Annotated in this window: 20 protein-coding genes and 2 pseudogenes; 9 read left to right on the top strand and 13 right to left on the bottom strand. The window is 65.2% G+C overall.

Features of this window, described 5'->3' with window-relative positions:
• Positions 1-90: 90 nt before the first annotated feature.
• The 3 genes from ACQPYR_RS28355 to ACQPYR_RS28345 all read right to left on the bottom strand — a co-directional run bounded on the left by ACQPYR_RS28355 (position 91) and on the right by ACQPYR_RS28345 (position 5,213).
• A complete protein-coding gene (locus tag ACQPYR_RS28355) occupies positions 91-963 on the bottom strand; it encodes an aldo/keto reductase (RefSeq protein WP_433621994.1) in 873 nt (290 codons plus the stop codon).
• A 6-nt stretch (positions 964-969) separates the two neighbouring features.
• Positions 970-1,596 carry an NAD(P)-dependent oxidoreductase gene (locus ACQPYR_RS28350; protein ID WP_433621993.1) on the bottom strand — a complete coding sequence of 209 codons (627 nt, stop codon included), beginning with the start codon at positions 1,594-1,596 and terminating at the stop codon, positions 970-972.
• Positions 1,597-1,913: 317 nt separating this feature from the next.
• The gene (locus tag ACQPYR_RS28345) at positions 1,914-5,213 is read right to left on the bottom strand and encodes a protein kinase domain-containing protein (protein WP_433621992.1); all 3,300 of its coding nucleotides are present in this window, start codon (positions 5,211-5,213) and stop codon (positions 1,914-1,916) included.
• Positions 5,214-5,487: 274 nt separating this feature from the next.
• Between ACQPYR_RS28345 and ACQPYR_RS28340 the strand changes: the two genes are divergently transcribed.
• From ACQPYR_RS28340 to ACQPYR_RS28330, 3 genes are all read left to right on the top strand, one after another.
• Positions 5,488-6,210 (top strand): TetR/AcrR family transcriptional regulator C-terminal domain-containing protein, encoded by a 723-nt coding sequence (locus ACQPYR_RS28340; protein ID WP_433621991.1) that lies wholly within the window; start codon positions 5,488-5,490, stop codon positions 6,208-6,210.
• 389 nt (positions 6,211-6,599) lie between these two features.
• Complete coding sequence (locus ACQPYR_RS28335) at positions 6,600-7,025, top strand: nuclear transport factor 2 family protein (RefSeq protein WP_433621990.1); 426 nt, start codon at positions 6,600-6,602, stop codon at positions 7,023-7,025.
• Entirely contained in the window at positions 7,022-7,846 is an 825-nt protein-coding gene (locus tag ACQPYR_RS28330; RefSeq protein ID WP_433621989.1) for an SDR family NAD(P)-dependent oxidoreductase, read from the top strand. Before ACQPYR_RS28335 ends, ACQPYR_RS28330 begins: the two co-directional genes overlap by 4 nt.
• Positions 7,847-8,394: 548 nt before the next feature.
• Here ACQPYR_RS28330 and ACQPYR_RS28325 read toward each other — a convergent pair.
• Positions 8,395-9,442: pseudogene (locus ACQPYR_RS28325) on the bottom strand (NAD(P)H-dependent amine dehydrogenase family protein).
• A 451-nt stretch (positions 9,443-9,893) separates the two neighbouring features.
• On the opposite strand from ACQPYR_RS28325, the gene ACQPYR_RS28320 reads away from it, so the two are divergent.
• Positions 9,894-10,091 carry a hypothetical protein gene (locus ACQPYR_RS28320; protein WP_433635440.1) on the top strand — a complete coding sequence of 66 codons (198 nt, stop codon included), beginning with the start codon at positions 9,894-9,896 and terminating at the stop codon, positions 10,089-10,091.
• 41 nt (positions 10,092-10,132) lie between these two features.
• Here the strand turns inward: ACQPYR_RS28320 and ACQPYR_RS28315 are convergent.
• The 3 genes and pseudogenes from ACQPYR_RS28315 to ACQPYR_RS28305 all read right to left on the bottom strand — a co-directional run.
• A pseudogene (locus ACQPYR_RS28315) lies at positions 10,133-10,213 on the bottom strand (hypothetical protein); the annotation flags it as partial.
• 745 nt (positions 10,214-10,958) lie between these two features.
• Positions 10,959-13,181: a hypothetical protein gene (locus ACQPYR_RS28310; protein ID WP_433635439.1), complete on the bottom strand. Its 2,223-nt coding sequence runs from the start codon at positions 13,179-13,181 to the stop codon at positions 10,959-10,961.
• 262 nt (positions 13,182-13,443) lie between these two features.
• A complete protein-coding gene (locus tag ACQPYR_RS28305) occupies positions 13,444-13,662 on the bottom strand; it encodes a hypothetical protein (protein ID WP_433621988.1) in 219 nt (72 codons plus the stop codon).
• 278 nt (positions 13,663-13,940) lie between these two features.
• Between ACQPYR_RS28305 and ACQPYR_RS28300 the strand changes: the two genes are divergently transcribed.
• Positions 13,941-14,276: a hypothetical protein gene (locus ACQPYR_RS28300; protein ID WP_433621987.1), complete on the top strand. Its 336-nt coding sequence runs from the start codon at positions 13,941-13,943 to the stop codon at positions 14,274-14,276.
• Positions 14,277-14,555: 279 nt separating this feature from the next.
• Here ACQPYR_RS28300 and ACQPYR_RS28295 read toward each other — a convergent pair whose 3' ends face one another.
• Both ACQPYR_RS28295 and ACQPYR_RS28290 read right to left on the bottom strand, forming a co-directional pair.
• Entirely contained in the window at positions 14,556-14,783 is a 228-nt protein-coding gene (locus ACQPYR_RS28295; RefSeq protein WP_433621986.1) for a hypothetical protein, read from the bottom strand.
• Between the two features lie 7 nt (positions 14,784-14,790).
• Positions 14,791-14,967, bottom strand: a complete 177-nt coding sequence (locus ACQPYR_RS28290; RefSeq protein ID WP_433621985.1) for a hypothetical protein — start codon at positions 14,965-14,967, stop codon at positions 14,791-14,793.
• Between the two features lie 188 nt (positions 14,968-15,155).
• Between ACQPYR_RS28290 and ACQPYR_RS28285 the strand changes: the two genes are divergently transcribed.
• Genes ACQPYR_RS28285 through ACQPYR_RS28275 form a run of 3 tightly spaced genes read left to right on the top strand, consistent with a single transcriptional unit; the run spans position 15,156 to position 16,858 of the window.
• Entirely contained in the window at positions 15,156-16,280 is a 1,125-nt protein-coding gene (locus tag ACQPYR_RS28285; protein WP_433621984.1) for an SRPBCC family protein, read from the top strand.
• Positions 16,277-16,681 (top strand): gas vesicle protein GvpJ, encoded by a 405-nt coding sequence (gene gvpJ, locus ACQPYR_RS28280; RefSeq protein ID WP_433621983.1) that lies wholly within the window; start codon positions 16,277-16,279, stop codon positions 16,679-16,681. Before ACQPYR_RS28285 ends, gvpJ begins: the two co-directional genes overlap by 4 nt.
• Entirely contained in the window at positions 16,682-16,858 is a 177-nt protein-coding gene (locus ACQPYR_RS28275) for a hypothetical protein (RefSeq protein ID WP_433621982.1), read from the top strand.
• A 325-nt stretch (positions 16,859-17,183) separates the two neighbouring features.
• Here ACQPYR_RS28275 and ACQPYR_RS28270 read toward each other — a convergent pair whose 3' ends face one another.
• The 4 genes from ACQPYR_RS28270 to ACQPYR_RS28255 form a co-directional block, all read right to left on the bottom strand.
• Positions 17,184-18,452: a family 2 encapsulin nanocompartment cargo protein terpene cyclase gene (locus tag ACQPYR_RS28270; RefSeq protein ID WP_433621981.1), complete on the bottom strand. Its 1,269-nt coding sequence runs from the start codon at positions 18,450-18,452 to the stop codon at positions 17,184-17,186.
• A gap of 369 nt (positions 18,453-18,821) precedes the next feature.
• Complete coding sequence (locus ACQPYR_RS28265) at positions 18,822-20,057, bottom strand: vWA domain-containing protein (protein ID WP_433621980.1); 1,236 nt, start codon at positions 20,055-20,057, stop codon at positions 18,822-18,824.
• A complete protein-coding gene (locus tag ACQPYR_RS28260) occupies positions 20,054-21,283 on the bottom strand; it encodes an AAA family ATPase (RefSeq protein ID WP_433621979.1) in 1,230 nt (409 codons plus the stop codon). The genes ACQPYR_RS28265 and ACQPYR_RS28260 overlap by 4 nt, the downstream gene beginning before the upstream one ends.
• Positions 21,284-21,440: 157 nt before the next feature.
• Entirely contained in the window at positions 21,441-22,805 is a 1,365-nt protein-coding gene (locus ACQPYR_RS28255) for a hypothetical protein (protein ID WP_433621978.1), read from the bottom strand.
• A 210-nt stretch (positions 22,806-23,015) separates the two neighbouring features.
• On the opposite strand from ACQPYR_RS28255, the gene ACQPYR_RS28250 reads away from it, so the two are divergent.
• Positions 23,016-24,533 (top strand): serine hydrolase domain-containing protein, encoded by a 1,518-nt coding sequence (locus tag ACQPYR_RS28250; protein WP_433621977.1) that lies wholly within the window; start codon positions 23,016-23,018, stop codon positions 24,531-24,533.
• The last annotated feature ends 72 nt before the right edge of the window (positions 24,534-24,605 follow it).

The following is a 24,605-nucleotide window of genomic DNA, read 5'->3' as shown; positions in this document are numbered from 1 at the left end:
GCTACTGCCGCTCGTGGTCACTCTTGTCAGCGGAAAACGGATTCGATGCGCCATCGGATCGGGCTTCGGCGACTGAGGGGCTCATCCTCATCATGCGAGATCGGCGAGGTCCTCCGTTGTAAGGCGGATCGCACCGGCGGCCATGTTCTCGGCGAGATGGGTGGGAGACCCGGTGCCGGGGATGGCGAGGGCGTCGGGAGTGAAGGCGAGCAGCCAGGCCAGAGCGATCTGCGCGACGGTGGCGCCGTGGCGTTGGGCGACCGTGGCCATGCGGTCGCCGGTGAGGTCGCTCATGCCGCCGCCGAGTGGGAAGTACGGCACGAAAGCTATGCCGGCCTGCTCGCAAGCCTTCAGGACTTCGGCACCGTCGCGCTTGCCGGCGTGGAAGTGGTTCTGGACCGCCGCTACCGGCGCGATTGCCCGGGCCTCTGCGAGGTGGTCGGTGTCGATGTTGCTGAGGCCGAGGTGGCGGATCAGCCCCTCCTCGCGCATCCCGGCGAGTGTTTCGAAGCGTTCGGCGATGGACTCCCCGTGTGGCGGTTGCATCATGCCGATGCGTAGGTAGACGAGGTCGAGGCGGTCGACACCGAGTGTTTCGAGGTTCGCCTCGATCATCGGGCGCAGGGCGGTGGGGTCGGTGGTCTGCTGCAGTCCGCCCTCTGGGGTCCGTGCTGGGCCGACCTTGGTGGCGATGACCAAGTCGGCCGGGTAAGGGTAAAGGGCCTCGCGGATCACAGCGTTGGCGCTGACGGTGCCGTCGCTGCTGGCGTAGAAGGAGGCGGTATCGATGTGGTTGACGCCGAGTTCGACAGCGCGGCGCAGCACGATGCGACCGGTTTCCGGGTCGCGGGCCGGGCCGGTGATGCCGTTGGCCGACAGTCGCATGGCACCGAAGCCGATGCGATTGATCGGCAGGTCGCCGCCGAGCAGGAATTCGTGCGAGGTGCGGGAGTCGGTGCTCATTGTCGGTCAGTCGGTGATGACGGCGTCGCGGTGGATCCACTCGGGGCTGTGTGCCGCCTTGTGCAGGAAATCGGCGACGTCCGCGCGGCTGATCGTCGGGGTGCCCTTCATCGGGAGACGGTCGTCGGCGAGGTAGGTGCCTTTGGCGGGGCCCTTGGTCAGTGCGGTGGGGTAGACGAGCGTCCAGTCCAGGCCGCTGGCACGGATCTGCTGTTCGGAGATCTCCTTGTTCGCATAGAGGTTCCGCAAGAATGTTCGGTACATGAGCTTCTGCAGGGGGCTCGCCGAACGGTAGGCGTCTCCCACGCCGAACGACGACAGCCATACCAGGCGGGAAACGCCGACTTCTTGGGCCGCGCCGATCACAGCGGCCGCGGCGCGAGTGAATAGGTCGTCGGCACGCACGGATGTGCTCCTGCCCAGAGCCGAGATCACAGCGTCCTGCCCGGCCATGGCCTTGGCGACATCGTTGTGCGAAGTGGCGTCTCCGGCGACGACGGTGACCCGATCCGCCAAGTCGTCCAGAGCCTCGGGCCTGCGGGCGAGGACCGTGACCGTGTCACCGGCGCGCAGCGCCAGATCGGCGAGGTGGCGACCGGTGGGACCGGTCGCGCCGAGGATGAGCAAATTCATGACAAGGAAACTTTCCGTGTGTGCGGGTGTACTTCTGTTCCGCTGACCGCGCGGGTGGCAGCGGATGAGACCTAAGCGGACAACTGTCCGGTAACTCCAAGAGTACCGGACAGTTGTCCGCTTAGTAAAGGGTGGTCGTGTGCGTGGAGTATCGGCCGAGCGAACTCACTGCATCGAGCTCTCGGTGCTGCCATTGGATCGGATGTGTATGCCACCCGATTGATTTCGATCATGAAATTAAGAAACATGGACATGCTCACATGACAGGTGTGCGTCTGCCCCAGCACCGTGGAAACGCCCATGCTGTGTCAGACTGCTTACGTTTCCCGGACTCCTGACTGGGCTTCGGCCACGCTCCACGCCGCGATCTGGGCGCGTGAGGTGAAGCCGAGTTTGGTCAGGATGTGTTCGACGTGGCCTTCGGCGGTGCGTTGCGATATCACCAGTTTGGCGGCGATCTGTTTGTTGCTGAGTCCTTGGCTGATCAGGTCGGCGACCTGACGCTCCCGCTTGGTCAATATCGTGGGTGCGTGCGTTGTGGCAGGGGGTTGTTCGCCGAGTGCGTAACCGACAGCGGCGTCCATACCCATTGTCTCGCCTCGCCGGAATGCCGCGTCGAACCCGCGTGCGCCGAGGGCGCGACGTGTTTCCTGCTCACAGTGCTCGTGAAAGCGCGTGATGCTCGGTATCGCAGTACCTATGGTTCCCATGCGCCAGAGTCCCTGCGCGGCTCCCATCAGGATGGCCGCGGGCTCGGCGGTGCCGCGCTCGGCGGCACTCCAGGCCAATCCCTCGAGGCTGAGCGCGGCGACCACCGGGTTGCTCGTACTCTCGTTGACTCGCAGTGCTTCCGCGAGCAGCTGCTCGGCACGATCCAACTCGCCTTGCTGCCATGCGGCCACACCCAAGCCGCGTAGCGCAGCCGAACGATAGATCAGTTCGCCTTGGGCTTCGGTGATGGAAAACACTCGGCGGTAAAGTTCGCTCGCTCGAGTCATGTCGCCGCGCATTTCGTATGCCCAGCCGAGAACGTGCAGCGCACCGATGTAGAGAGCCGCCGTCCGGTTCGAGCTGAGCACCTCGACGGCACGTTCGAGGGCAGGTAATACGTCGTCCGCTTGCCCGCTACCCATTGCGAGAAGACTGGCCGCATAGGCGATCTGCGCATGGATGGCGGGGTCGGAGACCTCTTCGGCCAGCGCTCGCGCCTGCTCCAGGAGGGCGGCCGCGGACTGGAAGTCCGCCTGTGGCGCCGCCAGTTGGGAGCCGACACAGAGTGCTTTGATGCGGTCGGGTATCGACTGTGCCCTGGGGTGGGCGAGAAAGCGGTCGATCCAGGATCGACCTTCGCCATACCGGCCGCGAAAGCCCCAGAAATCATAGAGTGCGGCGGTGGCGCGCAGCCCTGCTTCGGCTGCTTGCTTGGTGTCCTCGGCCAGGTAGGATTCGAGCGCTTCGCGCAGGTTGGGTAGCTCACGTCCGAGCCGGGCGATCCAGTCGAGCTGCCGGTCACTGATCCACCCGGCTTCTGCGTCCAGCGCCAACTGCTGGTACCAGTCGCGGTGGCGTCGGCGCAGCTCGGTGTCTTCGCCGGACTCCCGCAACTTTTCCCGGCCGTAGTCGCGTACGGTCTCGAGCATCCGAAATCGCACAACGGTTTCCGAAGCCTCCCGGATCAGAATCGACTTGTCCACCAGGGAGGACAGCACATCCAGCGGCGTGTCCGGTGCCAGGTCGGCAGCGCATATCAACTCGATGGCGTCGAGTTCGCAGCTGCCGGCGAACACCGACAGCCGGGCCCACAGTCGCTTTTCCGCCGGAGCGCACAATCCGTAGCTCCAGTCGATGCACCACCGTAGTGTCTGCTGCCGTGAGGGTGCGGTGCGGCTGCCGCGGGTCAGCAAGGCGTAGCGGTCGGAGAGCCGGGCCATGATCTGATCGGGTGACATCGACCGCATTCGGGCCGCGGCCAGCTCGATCGCCAGCGGCAACCCATCCAGATGAGCGCAGATTCCGGTGACGGCCGGCTTGTTGTCTTCGTCGAGTTCGAAGCCAGGTACGGCGGCCGCGGCTCGGTCGGCGAACAATGTCACCGCGTCGAAACGGGGCAGCACCGCCAAGGTCGGTTCCCGGTCGAGGTCAGGGACCGACAATGGCGCCACCCGCAGTACCGCTTCCCCAGCGATGTTCAGCGGTTCGCGGCTGGTGGCGAGAATCCGCAGCTCCGGGCAGGTCCGCAGTAACGTCTCGGTCAGTTCGGCCACGGTCTCCACGACTTGCTCGCAGTTGTCCACAACGAGCAGGGTTTCTCGTGAACTGAGGAACTCGAGCAGAACCTCGAGCAACGGCGTGGCCGGTTCGTCCCGGACACCGAGGGTGGCCGCCACCACATCGACCAGGATCGTCGGGTCGGAGACCTCGGCCAGTTCGACAAGCCATACCCCATCGGTGAAATCCCGTCGGGCCTGTGTCGCGGCGCGCAGCGCCAGTCGTGTCTTGCCGACACCTCCGGTGCCGGTCAACGTCACCAGCCGCGCGCTCGACAGCAGATTCCTCAGCTCCGACATCTCGGTGCGCCGGTCGACGAAACTGTTCAGCTCGAGCGGCAGATTGCCGCTATGGTCGCGCGCAGCCGCAATCGGCCTGCGTCCTGCCCGCAACGATGGCTTCGCGTTGTGATGCACGGGAGGCTTCTGATCGGGATGCTCCAGATCCGGTGCGCCCTGCAGCGCCATCTCGCCCACCGAGAACCCGTGGCGCTGCTGCACCTGCCGGATGCTCTCGCCCAGCTCCGCGGCCGAGGGCCGGTCGTGGCTGTCGCGGTTCATCGCCGACTCCACCAATGCCGACACGTCCGCGGGGATACCCGTCTCCCTCAGGTCCCGCGCGGGCTGAGTGGTGATCCGAACAAACTGTGCCACCACGCTCTCACCACTGCGCCGCTCGAACGCGGCGTGCCCGGTCAGCGCGCAGAACAAGGTCGCACCCAGCCCGTAGACATCCGCGGCCGGGGTCGGCTCGTCGCCTTCGAGCACTTCCGGTGCCGTGAACGCCGGTGACCCGGTCACAACGCTGGCGGTCGTCCTGAATCCACCCGCGATGTGCGCGATACCGAAATCGGTCAATGCGGGCTCACCGTACTCGGTGAGCAGAATGTTCCCCGGCTTCACGTCCCGATGCACGATCCCCAGCCGATGCGCGCTGGCCAGCGCACCAGCGATCTTCACCCCGATCACCAACACCCGCTCCATCGGAAGCGGACCATTCTTGCGGATCCACACATCCAACGAATCCAGCCGGTGATACGGCATAACCAGATAAGGGCGCCCGCTCTCGGTGGCACCGACCTCGAGCACGGTGACGATATTCGGATGCCCGGTCAACCGACCCATCGCCCGCTGCTCCCGAACAAACCGCGCCCGATTGTCTTCTTCCAACTCCGCGGTCGACACCTTCACCGCCACTGTCCGGTCCAACCCCACCTGCCAGCAGCGATACACCACCCCGAAACCACCACGACCGATCTCGACCGCATCCTCGAAACCCGCAGCAGCCAACTCCGCCGTCACGGGCGTTACCACCTCGCGCCGCGTCTGCCGCAGATCATCATCGGTCACCGGCCGGATGCAATCCGACCGGCATGTCTCCGGACACCAGGCAACATGCGCTCACCTTTCGCCAATCCCAGCCTATCGCCGAGAACATCGACAGAGTGAAGAACAGCCAGTGGCCGTTGGTGTCTTCGGCGTCCCGGCAAGAATCCGAGCCGTGACCGGTACGGGGATTGCCAACCGCGCATCGGCGCGGCCTGTCCGATGCAGCTCGGCGACTTGGTTGCGGCCGGTGTGGTTCCCGATCGAGGAAAACAGGAGGCAAAACTAGGCTGGGGTGGTGAGCGGTGAGAAGTTCGACGGGACCGATGCCGGCAAGGGCTCGGGCCGCGGGCGCGGACGGGGCCGACCACGGCAGATCAGTCGTGGACAGATCGTCGCAGCGGCGCGCAGCGTTGCGCCCGAGGCGCTGACGATGCAGGCGGTCGCCGCTGTGCTTGGTGTCGATCCCACGTCGTTGAACTATCACGTGGGCGGCAAGGAGGGGTTGCGGGAACTGGTCGCTTTGGACGTTTTCGAGTCCGAGTTGCGCCGTGTCGCGTTGCCAACCGATGGGGATTGGCGCGACGTGGTGCAGTCCTATGCCACGGCATTGCGGGATGCGGTTGTCGAAGTGGGGGCCATGGTGACCTACTTGCAACTGCCCAACGCGAGCGGTTTGGCGGTACTTGCTCCAGTCGAACACGTCCTTCAGGCGTTGGTGGACGCGGGCTTCGATATCGCTGAGGCCAGGGGTGCGCTCATGCTCATCACCGACACCGCATCCTCGGCGGGGCGCGACCTGCTCAGGGCCCGGCACGGTGGTAATCCCAACGTCCCCGAGCTGGCCAGTGCATTGGCGGAGGCGGCCGAGGCGGACTTCCCGGTGTTGCGTCAGGTGGTCGCCGTCAGCGAAAACGCAAGTCGGGACGGTGGCGATGACCGACTCGCATTCAACGTGTCTGTGATCATCGCTGGACTGCAACAACTGCTGTCGTCGAGGACGTCTGGAGGCCGACGATGATGCTCTGCCCGCCTGACTCACGTACCAATATTTTTCCAGACGCCTGAAAAAATTCGCCGACAGGTCTTCATCTCCCGGATCGCAGGGTGTAAACAAGAACCGTGCGGTAGGCGAACGCCGACAGGATTCGCCGGCGACCTACCCGCGAAACTCGGTGCGGGCCTTCTGGATCCGCCTCGCCGAGTACCTACCGGTCGGCGGCCGAACACAATTCGCTGCATCGCGGCCGGTGACACTGCTTCCCTGACAAAGGAATTGAACGAGGCGTCTATGTCATCGAGTGAGTACCGGATTGGCCGGTGTAGGACCGGAAGAGTCGGCAGGACGTCCGTACAGGGGTCCACCACACCGACACCGCGCTGGGGCGGCGTCGTGAGGCGACTATGAGGATGGACGATTTCCGAGAAGATCAGGCACAGGTCAGCGACGTACTCATCCGGTACGCCACCGGTATCGACCAGCGGGACTGGTCACTGTTCCGGACATGTTGGACGAGCGACGTCGAGGCCGACTACGGCCAAATCGGGACATTCAGCGGTATCGATGCGCTCACCGACTTCATGGTCGCCTCGCACGACCCGATGGGACCGACGCACCACCGGTTGTCCAACTTCGTCATCGACGTCGATGGAGACCGCGCGAACGTCCGGTCCTATGTGCACGCGGTCCTCATCGCTACACCAGGTGATCCGTCGAGCTGGATCGACGCCGTAGGCAACTACGAGGACGTTTTCGTCCGCACCGCCGACGGGTGGCGGATCCGTAAGCGAGTCGCCCGGATGGCTCGTGTGATGACTAAGGGGAGTGTTTCGTGACGAATCCTGTTGAACCCGATGCCTTCACCCGCCGGTACGGTCAGTGGGCCGTGATCGCTGGCGCCTCCGAAGGCGTCGGCGCTGCCTTGGCCGATCAATTGGCCGCGCGGGGAATCGATCTCATCCTGATTGCTCGCAACGAGTCCCTGGTCGAGGCGGTCGCCGCCGAGGTGCGAGAGCGTCACGGCGTGCAGGCGCGTCCACTGGTGGCCGACCTCACGTCCCCCGATATCGGTGCCAGGGTGGCACAGGCTACCGACGGCCTCGAGGTCGGATTATTGATCTACAACGCGGGCGCGGCCAATCGCACGGTGGAATTCCTCGAGGACTCTGTCGAGCAGTCCCGCAAGCAGATCGAGCTGGCGTGTACCGGACCACTCACGCTGGCAAGGCTTTTCGCTCCCGCGATGCGCCAGCGTGGCCGCGGCGGCATCGTTCTGGTCGGCTCGCTGGCGTGTCTGGCCGGTTCGGCCACCATTGCCGTGTATTCGGCGGTCAAGGCGTTCAACGTCAACTTCGCCGAAGGGCTGTGGTCGGAGTTACATCCGCACGGGGTCGACGTCGTCTGCACGGTGCTCGGCAAGACGGACACCGAGGCAATGCAGCGTATGGGTGTCACCCCGGACGCGGGGACCATGCAGCCCGGTGACGTCGCTGGCGAGATCATCGCGAACATCGGTAACGGACCGGTTCACATTGTCGGAGAGGCGAATCGGTCGATCGCGTCCCATGTGTGGACCGTCGACCGCCGCGCCCTGGTGGAAATGATGAGCGCGGCATCCAGACACTTCGCCGACGAAGAGGCCACATCCGGTCACTGAACCCGCGCCGACAACAAAGGAAAGCTGTACGTGCAGTTGTTTTACGAGGCGGCGCCCTCGAATTCCGAGAGACCGCCGATCCGGTTCCCGGTCCGGGGGAGTTGCTCATCCGGCCGCTGAGCGCGGGCCACCACGAACTGTACCCTCGCGGTGTTCCGGCAGTGACGACAGGAATCGCAATGGATTTCGCATCAGTGACGCGCCGTGTCCGATCAACGGCAGAGCGCCCGGGGCGAGAGGCGGGCGGTTGAACTCTGGTGTGCCAACGTTCAAGGATCCTCCTTCATCCGGATCGCGCAGTCGTACCGATACCAGTCGTTGGCCTTACGCCATCACGCGTCGCTGCAGCTCTTCGCGCCATCCCAGCCCTATGACTACCAGCGACGCCGCTTCTGTGAGGGATGGGGCAAACCCCGGATCGACACGCGACGGCCTCGGGCCTGCTGTCGATCGCATTTACGACCGACCCGGTGAGAACCGGCGTCGCGATAAATGCACCGACTGACAGAGCTCGCACGAAGTTGCTGGTGCAGACATTGTCAGATCACTTACGCCCCGCGCAGGACGCCGCGGGGCACGGTCAGGGGCAGGTCGGTGTAGGTGGCGATACCGGGCGCGGCGGCTACGACGGCGGGGATGGCGTGGATCGGGGGCATGGCGGTCATGATGTGGCCGAGCACCATGAAGTCGGCAATGGTCTCGGCCTGGAAATCCGGTGGCGGCAGGAATCCGACGTTCATGGTCACCGTGGGGCGGCCGTCGACGGTGATCTTCCAGCCGTCGCCGTCGAGTTTCCAGTCCGGGTCCAGGGTCTGGCCTTTGCGCCACCGGACGTTGACGTCGATGACGGTCGCACCGCCCACACGGCCCCGCCAGCTCACATACACCCCGGCGACGCAGCCTTTCGGGATGGTCCACGAGCCGAGGTCGAGATCGGCTGTGGTCTGGGCGTATTCGGCTTCGCAGACGATCTCGTCCAGTTCGGTCCCGAGCGCGAGCGCCAGCAGGCGTACCGCTTCGGCGAAGACCGCGGTGCCCTTGGCGGCCATGCCTGCCAGATTCGGATCGTCGATGGGTGTGCCGAAGCCGACCGGGCGTTCGGTAGAAGGTGGTGTCGGCGGATTCGGCGATGGTCACCTTGTCGACCCGGTCGCAGACATTGGCGGCGACCATCGCGAGCAATTGGGCGAAGCCGGGACTGACTCCCGAGCCGAAGATCGTCGAATTCCCGCGCAGACAAGCCTGTTGGATGCGATCGCGGTCCTCGTCCAGGTTGTGGCCGGTGATGAAGGACGCCGTCGTCACCACATTGACGCCTGCTTCGAGGATCCGGACCAACTCGTCGACGTCGATCCACATCGGGTTGTAGACGACGCAGTCGGGTTCGAGTGCGAGTAGCGCCTCCGGATCGGAGGTGGCGGTGACGCCCGTCGTGGCGTGCCCGCACAATTCGCCGACGTCACGCCCTGCCTTGTCTGGAGACCACGCGAAACATCCGGCCAATTCCAAGGACGGATGAGCCAACAGCGCCCGCGCGGAACTCTTGCCGACATTGCCGGTCGTCCACTGCACGACCCGGTAGACGGTCGAGGGCATGAAAACCTCATTCTTATCGATGAAAATGGAATTACCTCCACTTCTTACGCCAGGGTCGCCCCGCGGCGACGCCTTTCGGTCAAATATTTCCCGAAACGGAAAAATTTGGCCGGAAATCTCGATCACACCGGTACAGGGCACGCACCTCCGGGAGTGGTGGCCATTCCCACGTCGATCCGTGACGCCGAGCGCACTGACACTTTCTGGCGGTGCGCAAAGCCAGCTACCAGCTGCGCTGCGCCGGCCCCGCTGCCCGTCAGGCGGCGAGGGCCGCGGCTTCGACGGCGACCAGGACGGTGCCGCGGAAGTTGTCGGCCTCGTCTGGATGTTGCTTGCCGAGCAGGCTCATGGCTGCGGTCAGGCTTGGCGCACCTGGTCGGCGAGTTCGGCGACGGACTTGCACTACAAGGGTTTCAGTCGGTGCCGCAACCGATTTCGAGGAGTACACGAGATGTCCACCGCCATCACCGTGACCGACCAGGACAAGAGCACCCTGCGCGCCGCCTATGGCGCAGTGTCGCTGATGGCCACTTCCGGTGCGCGCGTAAGGCCATCACGCACGGCCCCATCGGGCAAGTGGCCGACGAATCCGCCGCGTGCAATCAGCGCACGAGTGTCTTTGCCGGGTATCGGCTCCGAGAAGAGGTAACCTTGTCCGCGAAAACAGCCCAGCTCGACCAGTATTCGGGCGGCTTCCGGTGTTTCGATTCCCGCCGCCGAGACACCTAGTCCGAAGCTCGCGGCCAGCCCGATGATGGCCCGCACCACCATCGCGTCTTGATTGTCGGCCTCCAGTTGGAGCACAAACGTTGTGTTCGGAGCCCGTATCGACGCCCTGCTGGGCGACAAGCAGAAGGTGGCTGCAGCTTCGCTTAGTACCAAAGCATGGCGATGGTCAGCCACGTCCTGTCACGTGCGGCGGTCCGATTGTTACCCCCGCGGCACGGTGACGAATCGGCCGATCCAAGGTGAACTTGCACCCCCGTGATCGGGGGTGGATGTTAGGTAGCGCCAGTGTTACCGAAGAGATAGCGGGTGCCGCGGAAAGCGCGACTGGATTGGTCGCGAGCGCCCGGTAGCCGACGGTGACGGGATCGCAGTAATCGCAGGTGAGAGAAGATATCCAGCGTGCCTAGAACTTGCCGAGACTGGTCGATACAAGACGGACCGGGCAGTACGAGCTGGACGTTGAAAGGCTTCTGACCTGGACGGGAGGGAGCCAGCGGGATGCACACTTTCGGGCCTACTCGCCGAGTGCCCACCGCTCGAGGACGTCCTGATTGTCCGGCACCGTCTCCGGGATATCGCTGTAGTGTGAGCGGCGCTCCCGGAATAACGGCGTCCGGGTCCGTGGTCGACAACGGCGATGGAACCTACATGCTGCTTCTGGTCGTTGCCGTCCTGATACTCATCCTCCTGTTTGGTTGACCAGGTCGGCGGTCGAATGTCCCCCAGCGGTTGCCGCCGGATTCGGTTCTGTACGGGAGCTGATTTCGAAGGTATTCCGCGACTCGGGTCAATCCTGGGCGGTCGGAGGTTCGGTGCGGGGATCGGGGATGCAGGTGAAGTTGACCGTCCGTTCGGACTCGAACCCGTCCGCCCGCACGGACAGGGTGAGGCGGTGGGCTCCCGGCGCGGGTGCGTCGAACCATTCGTCCTCGCCATCGCCGAGATTCTGCTCGTCGAGCACCCAGTGGTAGGCAGCGTCGGTGAGCGGCCTGCCGCTGGGGGTGGCGGCCGAAGCCAGGACTCGCAGCGGGCCGCCCGCGACCAATGTCCCGTTCTGTTCCGGCCAGAGGATGACGATTTCGGGCGTTCGCGGCGGGACTTCGACCTCGATCGGATCTGAGACGACCGTATCGAAGCCGTTGTGCACCAGGATGCGGATGAGGGCGCGACCACTCGCCAGGGACGCGACATCGAAGACCGGATCCTCGTCCGTAATACCCGTCGCGAGCCCGTCCCAGGTCGAACCGTTATCGGTGGAGTACTGCAGCCAGGCCGTTAACTCCTCCTGAGTACGGTCGGTACGCCAGTGCATTTCGAGGCTGTTACCGATGGCCTTCACCTCGAATCGCTCGATCGTCGGCGGCTGCTGCGGCGCCGTTCGCTGCCACAGGATGGGTCGATCACCCGCCGTGTCCTCGATGCGGAGTTCTGCTCCGCGCTCTGCGTCGGGCAGATACGCCTCGAAGAAGTGTCCGGACGAATAGTCGTCCCAGTCCGCCGCGCCGCAGCTCTGGATAGTCGACTTGTACAGCCGTGCTCGCGCCAGCGTCTTTTCATCTCGTCCACCGAGACGCGCGATCAGCGTAGTGTGCTCGCCGGAGGGGCCGCTGGCGACGGCGATCCGCGCAACCGACTGCACTTCGACCCGACCGGCACCGTCGACGAACCCGGTCACCGCTATGACCGGACGGTATTGCGATTCATTCCGACCGGAGTTGGATCCGGCATCGGTGTAGGTCCGCCACCGCGGATCCCACTCCACGGGGATGTCGATATCGAGATCCTCCGGTCCGAGGCGTCGGTGTCCGATGAGCGCCTTGTGCCGAAACAGCGACATCCACCGCGTCTTGTTGCTTCCAGACACCATGAAGTCGAATGTCGTTTGGGGCGGGAGAATCGCGCCCACGGCTATGTCCAGACCGAACTCCCCGATCGAGCCGTCCGGGTGCGGCTCGAAATCTGGGAATGTCGTGTCTTCGGTGGAGAGGGGGGTCGCGCTGGTCGATGTGTGCTTGGAGAAACCGAGTGCGTGTCCCAACTCGTGGAGCAGCGTTGGCTGGTTTCCCGCCACACTGGCGCCGAGCCCGACTTCGCCGCAACCGATCGTGGTACCTGCGCTGCCCGGGCTACTGCCATCCGGGGTGCCTGTCGGCAACAAGCCGTAATAGATGACATCGGGCCGGTTGCCGTCGTTTTGGCGAGCTTCTCGGAGGGCGACCATCAGAGCATCCCAATTCGGCGTGCACTTGCTGGTGGGTCCCTTTGGATCGTCGAGTGGCAGGTTCCATGGAATCGTTCCGGCGAAACCCAGGTCCATATCGCTGCGGACCGGCAACGCACGACTCGCGAATGCGGCCGTCACGCGCAGGTCGGCAATGGTCGGTGCTGCAAGGTTGAGCGTGGATGCCGAAGGCGAGGAGGAGGACGGACCCTGGTAGCTCACCAGAATTCCGCGTAGCCGCAGTGTTTGACGGACCGTTGCGTGGACGATAAGGGTCTTGGTTTCGTAGCTGTTGCCGCTGAGGTCGGTCAGTGTGCAGGTCAAGCGCATCCGACCGTGAAACTGGTTTGCCGGTATAACGAAATTCAGTGTGTTCGTCCTTGTGCTGCGCCGCGCCAGGTAGTCGCGGACGGAAGCATCGACCGAGCCAGGGAACTGGGGCGAGAGCGTGGCTGTGTGATGGAAGCGAAGATCATTGCCATAGGTTTCGACATCCAGGAGCCCGGTCGGACGCGTGCCGATGAAAAGTCCGGGATTCGCGTAGACCCGGACCCAGGCGGGTTTGGACGCGACAAGCCGTGCAGAATTGTCCGGTCCTATGTCCGACGGGTCGGTGAGATGCTGGTCGGCTCTGAAGAATTGGATCGACTGCGTGATCTCGATGCCGTCGATGGAAGGCAGCAGCGGGCCGAGGGACACCGCCCGTATCGAACGAATAAGGTCCGGCCGCAACAAGGACTCGCGAATCACGGTGGCCGCTCGTGGTACCGCACTTTTCCAGTCGAGCATGTCATCTCCTCGGTCGGGACGTCGGATATCCAGCTCTTCTGCGGGTCGCGGTCGCTACTGCCCGGGTGGCCCCGTATGCGCTCAGCAGAATTGTGATCGATCGCTTTTATGAATTGGGACCCTGCTCATTGGCTTATCTGCGTACCACAATCACGGGTCAGTCTATGTCGATCGCCGCCGCGGAAACTCGAATCCAGCCGCGATCGGGGTGCGATTGCCTTGCGTGGTTGGACGTTTGTGTTTCGGGACCCCGTGATTCAGTTCAGGGCCATGGCTGCTGGATCAGCTCGTCGGTCGCGAAACTCGCGTCGAACGTCATGATCTCCACCAGCTTGCGCATCTGCGAAGGCGATGGGTCGCGATAGCTCTGCTGCAGAACCTTCAGCCCTTCGGTCGGGCCGCCACCGGCTCCGAAGAGAGTGGGCGGCGGAGCCGGGGCGCCCATGGTGATGAGATGCGAAATGCGGTCGGGGTACTGCACCGCGAAATTCGACGAGGTCGCGCCGCCCAATGACACCGGCGGCAGTGACGCAGTCGCGCACCAGCGGGACCGAGGCCGAACAGTTCGGCAGCGCGGGGTTCGGATGGACCTTGCGGATTAGGGATCTCAGGGCTTTCTGGAGCGTGCGTTGCAGTGAGGTGGGTGTCCGTTCCAGGTTCGTCACGATTTGTTCAAGACCATCCGGTTGGTTCTGTCGCGAACTTAGCCTGGGTCGCCAGCGTCTTGGTGGTCGACTGACACTCTTCCTGGAGGGCGGGATGCCGAAACGGTTCGACATGGCGGTGCGGGAGGCGGGGCGCCTCCACAGAACCAGTCAGCAGGAGCACGACAAGATCCGCTGTGCGACGCCGCAGCTGGGCTGGATATTCGTGGCCGCCTACGAGGACGAGTTCCGCAGTGGGTGGCACACCATTATCGAGACGGTCGAGGATGCTGGGTGGTCGGCTGTGATCGCTGCGTACAGGGATAAGACCGGGCTCGATGTCGTCGCGGTCGGCGTGCCCGAGGACTATCCGTTCCCTGACTTGCTGGCCACGGGCGGCTGGATCCTGCCCGCCGACCAGCCGCAACCAGATCTCTTTGCAATCGACTGAGGCGTGGCCAGTGCGTCCCGCGCCGATAAAGGCGCGGGACGCACTGGACAGGTCGGTGGGCGGGCAGTAACGAGCAGCGCTGGCGGGGTGTGTTGGCGGGTCCGGCGAGGATGGTTGCCGGGTATACGCTGAGTATGGCCATTCGAAATGTGGCCTATCCCACTCATCGGGGTGTCGTCGCTCGACCGACCCGGAACCGTATCGGTGCAGCGGCAGTCGAGCAAGCAAGGAGTAAGCCATGAAAGGTGGCACAAGAATTGCGATAGGGGTGGGCATCGGTTACCTGCTGGGACGCACACGGAAGATGCGATTCGCGTTGTCGCTGGCGGGTGCGGCGATGGCACGGCGGAATACGGGAGCGCCCGCCGAACTGCTGGAGCGCGGGACGTCGTTGCTGAAATCGTCGCCGGAGCTGACGCAGCTCACCGACACCGTGCGTAGCGAGTTGCTGGGCGCGGTCCGGTCGGCCGCGGTGACTGCCACGAGCAACCGTATCGATGCGCTCAACACCCGACTACAGCAGGGCTCGACGCTTCTCGCCGACAGGGAGCGTGAAACGGATTCGTACGCAGACGAAGACGAGGACGAGGACGAAACCCTCCGAGGCGCCGGGGAAGCGTCCGCCGACGAGGACGAAGATCTCGCGGGCGAAGGCGATTCCGGAACAGAACACGACGAGGACGACGAGCATAGGAGCCGACCCGCCGCGCGGACGCGGGCAGGCAGCCCAAGAGCCGCACGTACGCGGAAAACAAGCTCTCGAACCGCGGAGCGTCGGTCCGAGTCCGCGGATCGTAAGTCGGCCTCCTCGACTGTCCGCCGCCGTGCCCGCGCCGATGCCGACGAAGCGCCTGTGCGCCGCACGAGGAGGTGAGATCGATGTCGAAGACCAACGGACTCGGCAAGGTGACCGCCCACACCGTCGGCCGACTCACCGAAACCGCGAGCCGTGCCGGGGCGAGCGCACGGAAGACCGCCGAAACAACTACTGCCCCGACGGGTTTGCTGCAGCAATCGGTGCAGAACCTCGCCGGGACCCTGACCGACCGCGCGGTGGCGGGACTGTCGAATCGGGTATCGAAGACCGCCGATCGGCTGAACGAGTACGCCGAAGGTGGTGGCGGGAATCTGCTGGCCGCGGTGACCGGTGTGGAAAAGCTGGCCGGTGGTGCTTCGCCGTTCCAAGCGCTACTGAGCGGAGGTATGGGCAAGCTCGGGGCCGCGGTCCGGGACAATTTCGAGAACGTCAAGGAGTCGCTGACCGGCGGGAAGGGTAAGGGTGGCGCGAAGAAGCTGAAGCTGACCAATATCGTCGAGCACATCGATGTGGGTGTGCCGATCGATTTGGCGTACGACCAGTGGACCCAATTCGCGGACTTCCCGAAATTCACGAAGAAGCTCGAGCAGGTCGAGCAGGTCTCCGACGAGAAGCTCAGCTGGACCGGCAAAGTGTTCTGGTCGAGACGGACCTGGGAGTCCACGATCATCGACCAGGTGCCCTTCGAGCGGATCGTGTGGCGTTCCAAAGGTGCCAAGGGCTACATCGACGGTGCCGTCACCTTCCACGAGATCACATCGGACCTCACCCGAATCCTCGTGGTGCTCGAGTATCACCCGCACGGTGTGTTCGAGAAGACCGCCAATCTGTGGCGCGCGGCAGGTCGCCGGTGTCGGCTCGAGCTCAAGCACTTCCAGCGTCATGTCATGACGGAGTCGGTGCTGCACAGCGACGACATCGTGGGCTGGCATGGCGAGATCCACGACAGCGAGGTCGTAGAAGACGACGAGACCGCACGGCGCAAGGAACAAACCCACGCTGAAGACGACCGCGGCGACGACGACGCGTCCGTCGACGAAGAAACGAGCGAGGCCGAGGAAGACGAGGTAGACGAGCAGGACGAAGGCGAGGCGGAAGGACCAGAGCCGCCTTCCCGCCGAACGGCCGCCCGGCCCAAGACCCCGGTGAGCCGCCGGTCGCGTGTGAGCCAAGGAGCAAGTAGATGACAATCCAACCCTCAGGCGGCGGCGGAACCGGCACGATGGCTCGGCCGAACTCATCGAGCCTGGCTGATGTCGTAGACACCATCCTCGACAAAGGCCTGGTCATCGACGCGTTCGCCCGAGTGTCGCTGGTCGGTATCGAACTGGTGACCGTCGACGCGCGGGTCGTGGTGGCCAGTGTCGACACGTATCTGCGTTTCGCTGAAGCGGTCAACCGGCTCGAGATCTCGACCTCCGAGCCGAAGGGCCTGACCGATATAGTCGGCGACGTCACCGAACGCGCGGCCAAGCACAAGACCCAGGGCGCACTCGACTCGGCTGGTCAGAAGGTCGCTGACTTCCTCGGCGACGTGCAGGAAAAGCGTCGGACAGTGCGCAGGCCCTCCAAGCGGGAGGACCGGTGATTGGCTGCCGAATCAACAGCGGTGTATGTGTACGGCATCGTGCCCGCCGACGTCGAGTCCCAGCCACACGCCACCGGAGTCGGCGATCCGCCTGGTGAAGTGGCGGTGGTGCGCCACGCCGAGATCGCCGCGCTGATCCCCGCTCGAGTCCGAGCGGCCACCGGGCACGCCCGATGACCTCGGAAACCCTGTTGTCGAGACGTTCGTTTGGTTCGCCGAGGGATCCGGTCAATGCCTCCGCCGGCGGGATAAGAGTCGCCAATGTGCTGTCGCGGCCGTCCGGGTATCGGTTGACCGGTATCGCCTCCGGCGCGACTATGCAACGCACCAGATTGCCGACGACAGGTCGGCCCACTCCTGCTGGACGAACAGTCCTTCCGATCCGCTCGGGCGTGTCCCGAACCATTGCGCCAGGGCCATTCGAAGTGAGGCGATGGCGGACGGTGGGTTAGTTGGTATTGCCCAGGCGATATCAGGAGGCTATCGCCAGGGCGCGACCCACCTAGCGGTAGCGCGGGTTGGTGTTGTGCCATTCGAAGGAGCCGCCCATCCAATCGCGAACGCCGCGCATGAATAGTTGGAGCTCGGGGGAGGGGATGGCGCGCAGGGCGTGATGGTCGGCTTCGAACTGGTGCACCATCTGGTTGTGCAGGTCGACGGTGACCTTGGTCGCGTCGGCCAGCGAGCAGCCGCGATCGGCGGCGATTTGCAGCACCATGTTGCTGACGGGTACTTCGTCGGCGGCATCCTTTTTGATCGAGAACAGGTCGTTGACCAGGACGGCGGCGGTACCCGCGCGGAATACGGCCTGCCGGACCCGATCGTCGTAGAAGAGGTTCGCGGGCAGCTCGTAGCCGGCGACGGGGTCGATCAAGGTCATCGAGGTGTAGAAGGTGTCGTGTTGGCGGGCGGCGAGATATTCCCATGCCGAAGGTGATTCGCCGGTGTGCCGCCATGCGGCGTAGGCGGTCCAGGACACGAACATCGTGAACGTCGCGTAGCAGGCGCGCTGCACTTGCCCGGGGGTTGCGTGGGCGCGCAGATTCGCGATCGCGGATCCGAACGCACGCAGCACCTTGTCTTCGCGCAGCACCTGCTGCAGCGGTGTGGTGAACTCGCCCGCGTCGGGCAACGGATCCAAGGCCGCCATCGCCAAGGTGAGTCGTTGCGGCAGCCGGGTCGGGTCCGCGCCGAGCGCTGAATCGTCGGCGTAGTAGTCGTCGGCCATCCACCAGGCGGTGTTCATCTGGGCCGGGACCAGCAGTCGGTCGGGGTCGTCGGAATCGGTGTGGGTCAGCATGACCAGCCGTCCGTAGCCGGTCTGGCGCAGCTTGTCGAGCTCCTCGTCGGTGAACCCGATCGACTCCGCCCATGTGGTGAGGCGATCGTCGATCCGGTCGGCGAGATCGTCGTCGATCCGGGTGGCGGGCGGGCAGTACAGTGGCGGCGCGGAACCGTCACCCCAGGCAAGTTCTCGATAGGGTTCGTTCTCGGTCGTCGCGTGCCGCAACGGTATCCGAAACGCGCTCTCGCCCAGGGGAGTTCCCGTGCCGGGCAGGTGCCGTAGGCCGGCGCTGGGCAGTGTGGGCGCCGGCATCGCGCCGGGTGTGGGTGGTGGCGTCGGTTCGGGCTCGGCGCGGGTCATCGTCGAGAAGCGTGCGGCGAGTTCGGTGCCCAGGCCGTGGGGCCCGGCAAGAAGGTCGGTGAGTCGTTCGCCGGGCGATTCCGGCTTGTCGCGGTGGCTGGTCTGGTCGTTGTCGAGACTTGTCACAGCACTTCTCCCGTCGCAGGGGTCCATAGATGCAGACAGCACGATGCACTCGAAACGACTATCGGTCGTCTCGCCCAGTGCCGCAGGCGATTGCGTGATTCCGGTGGATGCGACACGCTGATCTCCGGCATCGGGCCTTCGTGGTGAGAGCATTCGACCGCCCCTCACGGGACCTGCCCATGAAGCTTGCGGCATTGTGTGTGCGCCGCCGAGCCCATCCCACATCGAACGCCGAGAACAGGTTCACCGACAACAGACTTCACCTCTCGACATGAGGGATCACGCACGTTACAGCCGCGCGATTTCCATCAAGGGATGCTCCGGAAGTTTCGGAGTATCTGCAGCCGAACCTCCGCGCCGCGTGATCAGCTAGCCGATTTCGACGACTCGCGCCCACGCCGGTGGTCTGTCCGGAACGTAATCGGGATCGCGTTCGCTCCACGACGGGGCCCGGCGGAACAGGCCCACGACGGTGCGGCAACACGGCTTGGTCTCGGGCCAGGGCGTCTGACCGTCGGTGAGGACCACGACGACGTCCGGGCGATGTTGGGCGCGAAGGGCTTTGGCGAAGCCTGTGCGTAGGTCGGTTCCGCCACCGCCCACCAGCGGTATGCCCTCGGCCGCGCACAGCGGGTGCGCGACCCGCGCGGCCGCGTCGCACGAGAACACGGTGACCAGGTCGCGGCGGCCGCCCGCCGCGCGGCAGATAGCGGTCACTTCGAGTAGGGCGCTGCCGAGTTCGGCGTCACTGACCGAACCGGAGGTATCGATGATCACGCTGACGCGCGGTGGCGTGCGCCGCAGGCTCGGCAGGATGACACCGGGCACACCGGCCGCGCGGCGCGCGGGCCTGCCATAGGTGTAGTCCTCGCCGACCCCGGGCGCGGAGACGGCCGCGCGTAGTGCCGCGCCGAGGAGGTCGCGCCACGGCTGCGGTGGATGGAATGCTTCCTGCGCCCAGCGCCGCCATCCTTCGGGCACGTTGCCCGGGCGGCCGATGATGCCCTGCGCTACCCGGAAGCGCACGCCGTCGCGTTCCTGTTCGCTGAGGCCGTCCGCGCCAAGCGGCCCCAGCTCCCACTCGCGTTCCAGGCCGTCGGCGCCGCTGCCGCAATCGAGCCACGCCATGCCCGGTGTGTATGTTCCGAACCGGAACTCCCGCAGGTACTCCTCCATGAGTTTGCCTGCGGGCAAGTCGATGTCGGCGGGCAGGATCGCGCCCTCCGGGCGGAGGAGTCCGTCGCCGAAGATGTCGTCGTTGATCTCGAAATCTGCGGCGATATTCATGCGCAGTCGTTCCCCAGGGCCACTCAGCTCGTGCTCGCGGGCAAAGCGCTCACCACGGCCGTGATGGTCGCGCAGCAGATGCGAGACCTCGTGCACCAAGACCCCGGCCAATTCCTCGACGGGCATACGGTCCACGAACGCGGGCGAAACGTAGCAGCGCCAGTACCGGTCCACACTCATGGTCGGGACGCGGCGCGATTCGACGATGTGCAGAGCGAAAAGGGCGGTCGCCAGGTAAGGCCGGACTCGGACCGCGTACAGCCGGGCGGCGAAGAGCTTTTCCAGATCCAGTCTCTGAACCGCTGCCGGAACCGTCATCGGCCCGCCCGCACGAGATCGGCGGCGCGATCCGCGCGCTGCGACACCGACACCACGCCCGCCAGCTTCTCGATCGACGCGGGCACCTCCCAATTTTCCTGGCGCAGTGTGGCGAGCGTGGTCGCGGGGACGACCACCAGATCCGGTGCGCCGGTTTCGATCGCCCTGACCAGCAGCATCCACGCCGCATCCCAGCGTGATCGCTCCGGGCGTTTACGCACCGCCGCGACCACGCCGTCGAGAGCGGCTTGGCGCAGATCCCCGCGCTCGGGCAGCTCAGCGCCCGCCGGATCGGCCAGCAGCGTCTCGGGGTCCGGGAGGTCCATCCGGTCCAGGCTGGTCAGCAGCTCGAAACCCGGGCCATCCCCGACCGCGCCCCGAACCAACAGTGACAGCACATCTCTGGAAGAGCTTGCGGCGGTGGCGAATGCGATCAGTCGCAGCGCCATCTCCCAACTGCGAGGCGAAGCCCAGGCGCCGCCTCGGCGCGCTTCACTGCTCGGCATCTGATGCACGAGCTTCGGGCGCGCCGCGAGCAGCACGCACACCGCGCGACGCGCGAACGCCACTGCCTCCGTGAGCTTTTCCGGGTCGAGCTGCGGCAGTGTCGCGCGCGGCCAGGTGCCGCCGAGACCCCGCACGACCACATCGTGATCGTGCACCCATTGCAGGTGCACGAACCGATTGGCCAGCGGCGCGCTCAGCTCCCACCCATCGGCCGCCGACGAGCGCGGATTGGCTGCCGCCACGATCCGGATGCCAGATGGCAGCTTCAGTGAACCGACCCGCCGCTCCAGCACGAGCCGCAGCAGGGCAGCCTGCACGGCGGGCGGCGCGGTGGACAACTCGTCGAGGAACAGCAACCCCCGGCCCGCCCGGGCCAGTCGCACCGCCCAGTCCGGTGGTGCCATCGGAACACCGTGCTCGGCCGGGTCGTCGCCGACGATCGGCAGACCCGAAAAGTCCGATGGCTCATGCACGCTTGCGATCACCGTTGTCAGCGGAAGATCCAAGGTTTCGGCGAGCTGTGTCAGGGCCGCGGTCTTGCCGATTCCCGGCTCACCCCACAGCAGCACCGGCAGGTCGGCGGCCACCGCCAGGGTGAGGGCCTCCAGTTGGTTGTTGGGGCGCGGTTCGGTGGTGGCCGCGTCGAGCAGGGTCAGCAGATCAGCGGCGATATCGAGCTGGGAGGTATGAGTAGTGGCGGTCGTGACAGCAGCAGACATATGAATCACCTTGTGTTGTAGGAGGATTAACGGATACGACGGTGCGAAGTAGTCGCGCCGTCGCCGGCCGTCAGGCGGTCGTGCCGCGGCTGTGCGCAGCGGTCGCAAGATCGGGAAGCAGTCGCCTCGCGTCGGAGCGCGCTGCTTTGGCAGGGGGTTAGTAGCTCGTCGCGTTGCGCGGGTGCGCGCGGCGATCTCGTGGACGGCGAGCGCCGGGGTAGTTGGGGACGAGTTGCGATTCGGACAGGCCGGATCGGTAGAGCCCGTATGCGATTCGCTGTTGCGCGGTGGCTATAAGTTCGTCCCGGAGAGCGCCGTCGCGCAGGATCGCTTCGGGACCGAGCAGGCCTTCGACGACGCGGATTGCGCCGTCGACGTCGCCGTGTGCGAGACGTTCGCGAACGCCGGTGAGGCAGTCCGGTTGGCGATGTGCCTGATCGATGGCCTGCAGGCAGGGCAGCGGGGTGCCGGTCAAGGCGGCCAGGAGTTCCTCGCGCCGGATCTCGCTCGGGTCGTGGTCCAGCGCGGACAGCGCACCGTCGACCAAGCCGATTCGATGTTGCTCGCCGCCGCATTCCACCAGGTGTGTTCGCTCCGCTTGGATTGGCCCCCAGACGGATTCGCTCGGCGAATAGTCCGGCACCAGCGCCGCGGCGACCAGCGGATGCAGCCGAGCGGGCGAGATCACGCCGGTGCGAAGCAATTCCAGGTCGGGTGGTTGCCAGGTCGCGGCGTCGGGCAGCACCGCAAGCGCGGAGACAGCTCCGGCCGGATATGCCGCCGCGATCCGCAAGCCGCCAGGCCCGAGTTCGGCAATCACCCGTTGCCGGGCACCCAACCGCACCAGAAACGTATTCTCCTGCCGCCCTTCGGAATCGAGCAGGATTCGCGCCTCTGCCGCCCAGTGATCAACAGCGTAGCCACGAGCGGGCGGTGCAATCTCCAGCAGAGCCGGGTCCAGCACCGACCGGTCGGCGCCCGGTCCGGCTCCACACCGTACCCCCAGCTCATCGGCCCTGCGCGCATCCCAGAGGTGGCGGTGCAGGTCCATCCGGAAACGCCGGTCCGGCCGGGGATGCGGATGCAAGCCGGTTGGGAGACGGGGCCCATCCCACAGCGCGAGGCCGACCCGCTGTCCGGCATCCGCCCAAGCCGGCGAGGTACGGACCACCAGATGCGCGAAACCGGCTCTGCCACAAGGGTAACGAGCGAGCGTGATCGTCAATCCTGGCCGGAGCAAGCCATCCGGAGCAACCCTCGGCAGGTGCCAGCGCAGCAAATCCGGGGCCAAATGCCGGAGATCGGACCGGATTTCGGCCATCAACTCCCGGCCGTAAGCCCTTGCCACAGAACGTAAATCGACATCGACATCGAAACCGGCGGCCGCACACGCCCCGGCCCAATCCCCGGCGCGACGCCGAGCGGTAGCGGTCTCGATCATGGAGGGCGGTACGGCGAACTCACGCACCCGCGGCCAGAAGGAAGGGCGGGAATCATCCGCATTCGTCTTCGCAGTGAGCATCAGCACTCACCTTGGACGAACGGGACCCCCAATCTGCGATCAGAAGGAATCATCATCGCGTCGATCATAGAGCGCGTTCCCGAGCCTCGCCAATCACGGGCCGCGGAGCGGAGGTTCTGAGCCGCAGCGGATCCCGCGTGCCGTCTAGCATCACCGCTGCTAGCCTCGGCAACAGGCGCCGGATTGACCCGGCGGGGAGGGGATTCCGCAATGTCTGGGTCGCACTATGTCCTGTCGCGACGAATCTCGGCGATGCTCGCATTGCCCCTAGTCGTCGTGTTGCTCACTGTCGGCTGCGGTACCACCGCCGATTCCGGCCGGGCACAGGCGTTTCCCGCCGACCTGGCCGGCCAGATCGACGAAATCATGAAATCCCATATCGACGCCGGTCTGATTCCGGGCGCAGCGGTATCGATCATCGACCCCGAACACGGCACCTACAGCCAGGCGTACGGAGTGGCGGACACCGCCACCGGCCGTCGAGCCGCAGTGCGCGACCGCTACCGGGTCGGCAGCATCACCAAGACGTTCGTCGCGACCGCCGTACTCCGCCTCGCTGACGCACAGAAGCTCTCACTCGACGACCCCCTCCGGAAGTACGTCGACGCTATCCCCAATGGCGACACCATCACCGTGCGCGACCTGCTCGGTATGCGAGGTGGCGTCTACGATTTCGCCACGAATCCCGAGTTCGTTCCCCAATTACTCGCCGCGGCACCGGATCACGCGTGGTCCATTGGCGATGCCCTGCGCATCATCAGGGACAACCCGGACAAGGCAGGACCCCCCAATTCCCGTACCGCGTACTCGAATTCCGAGTACCTCCTGCTCGGCCTGATCCTCGAAAAGGTGACCGGCCGCCCGGTGCGCGAGGTTGTCAACGACCTCGTCGGCGAGTACGGGCTGCACGACACCGGATACCCTCGCGACGCCACTGCGCCGACACCCGATAGCCGGGGCTACGCCTACGACAAATACGTCCGCACCGACGTCACAGCACGCACACCACCAACCCTGTGGGAAGCCGCGGGCTCGCTGGTGGCCTCGGTGCCCGACCTCGCCACCTACGCCGCCGCACTGGGTGCGGGACGATTCCTCGAACCTCGAACCGATACGGCACGAACAACTTTCACCGACGGTTACGGCCTCGGTCTGATGAGTGCGGGCTCCTGGGTCGGCCACTCCGGCGCGGTTCTCGGCTACACCTCGATGACGATGTACCTCCCTGAACGCAAAGTCAGCGTCGCTGTCGCCGTGAACCAGTACACCCCCGCATACCGCGCCTTGCTCCCCATCGACGCGAGCTACCTCTGGACCGACCTGGTGGCCCAACTCTATCCAGGCACCATTGCAGGCCTCGACAACCGGCCAACCGCTCAACCACCGATCCCCGCTCCAGCCGAGCTCACCGCCGAACTCGCGCAGGCCTTGAACCCGTCGATTCCCGCCTCCGCCAAGACCTTACGGATCGAGGCTGACGACAAAGACCCGGATCTGGTCACGAAACTGGCCCGCGCCTACGCCCATGCCGCCATCGAGGTGACAGTCGACAGAACTACCGACATAGGCCGCGGTCGCCTGATCGCCACCACCAGCGCAACCGGCTCGGATGGCAACGTCCCCATGCTCATCCCACTCGTCCCCATAGACAACGCGTGGCGGCTGGACGATGGCTGGGTGTGTGCGCAGATCGTCGCCGATGGACAGCAATCACCGGCCTGCCCCTAGCCGGCGGCTATCGCTCTTCGGACGTTCAGCCTGCCGATTGCGTGATCGCCCGCGTCTGTCGACCGAAGTGAT

Source organism: Nocardia sp. CA-120079 (assembly GCF_050955745.1).
Taxonomy (GTDB): Bacteria; Actinomycetota; Actinomycetes; order Mycobacteriales; family Mycobacteriaceae; genus Nocardia.
Note: the sequence above shows the minus strand (reverse complement) of the source record. Positions and strands in the feature narration are given on the sequence as shown.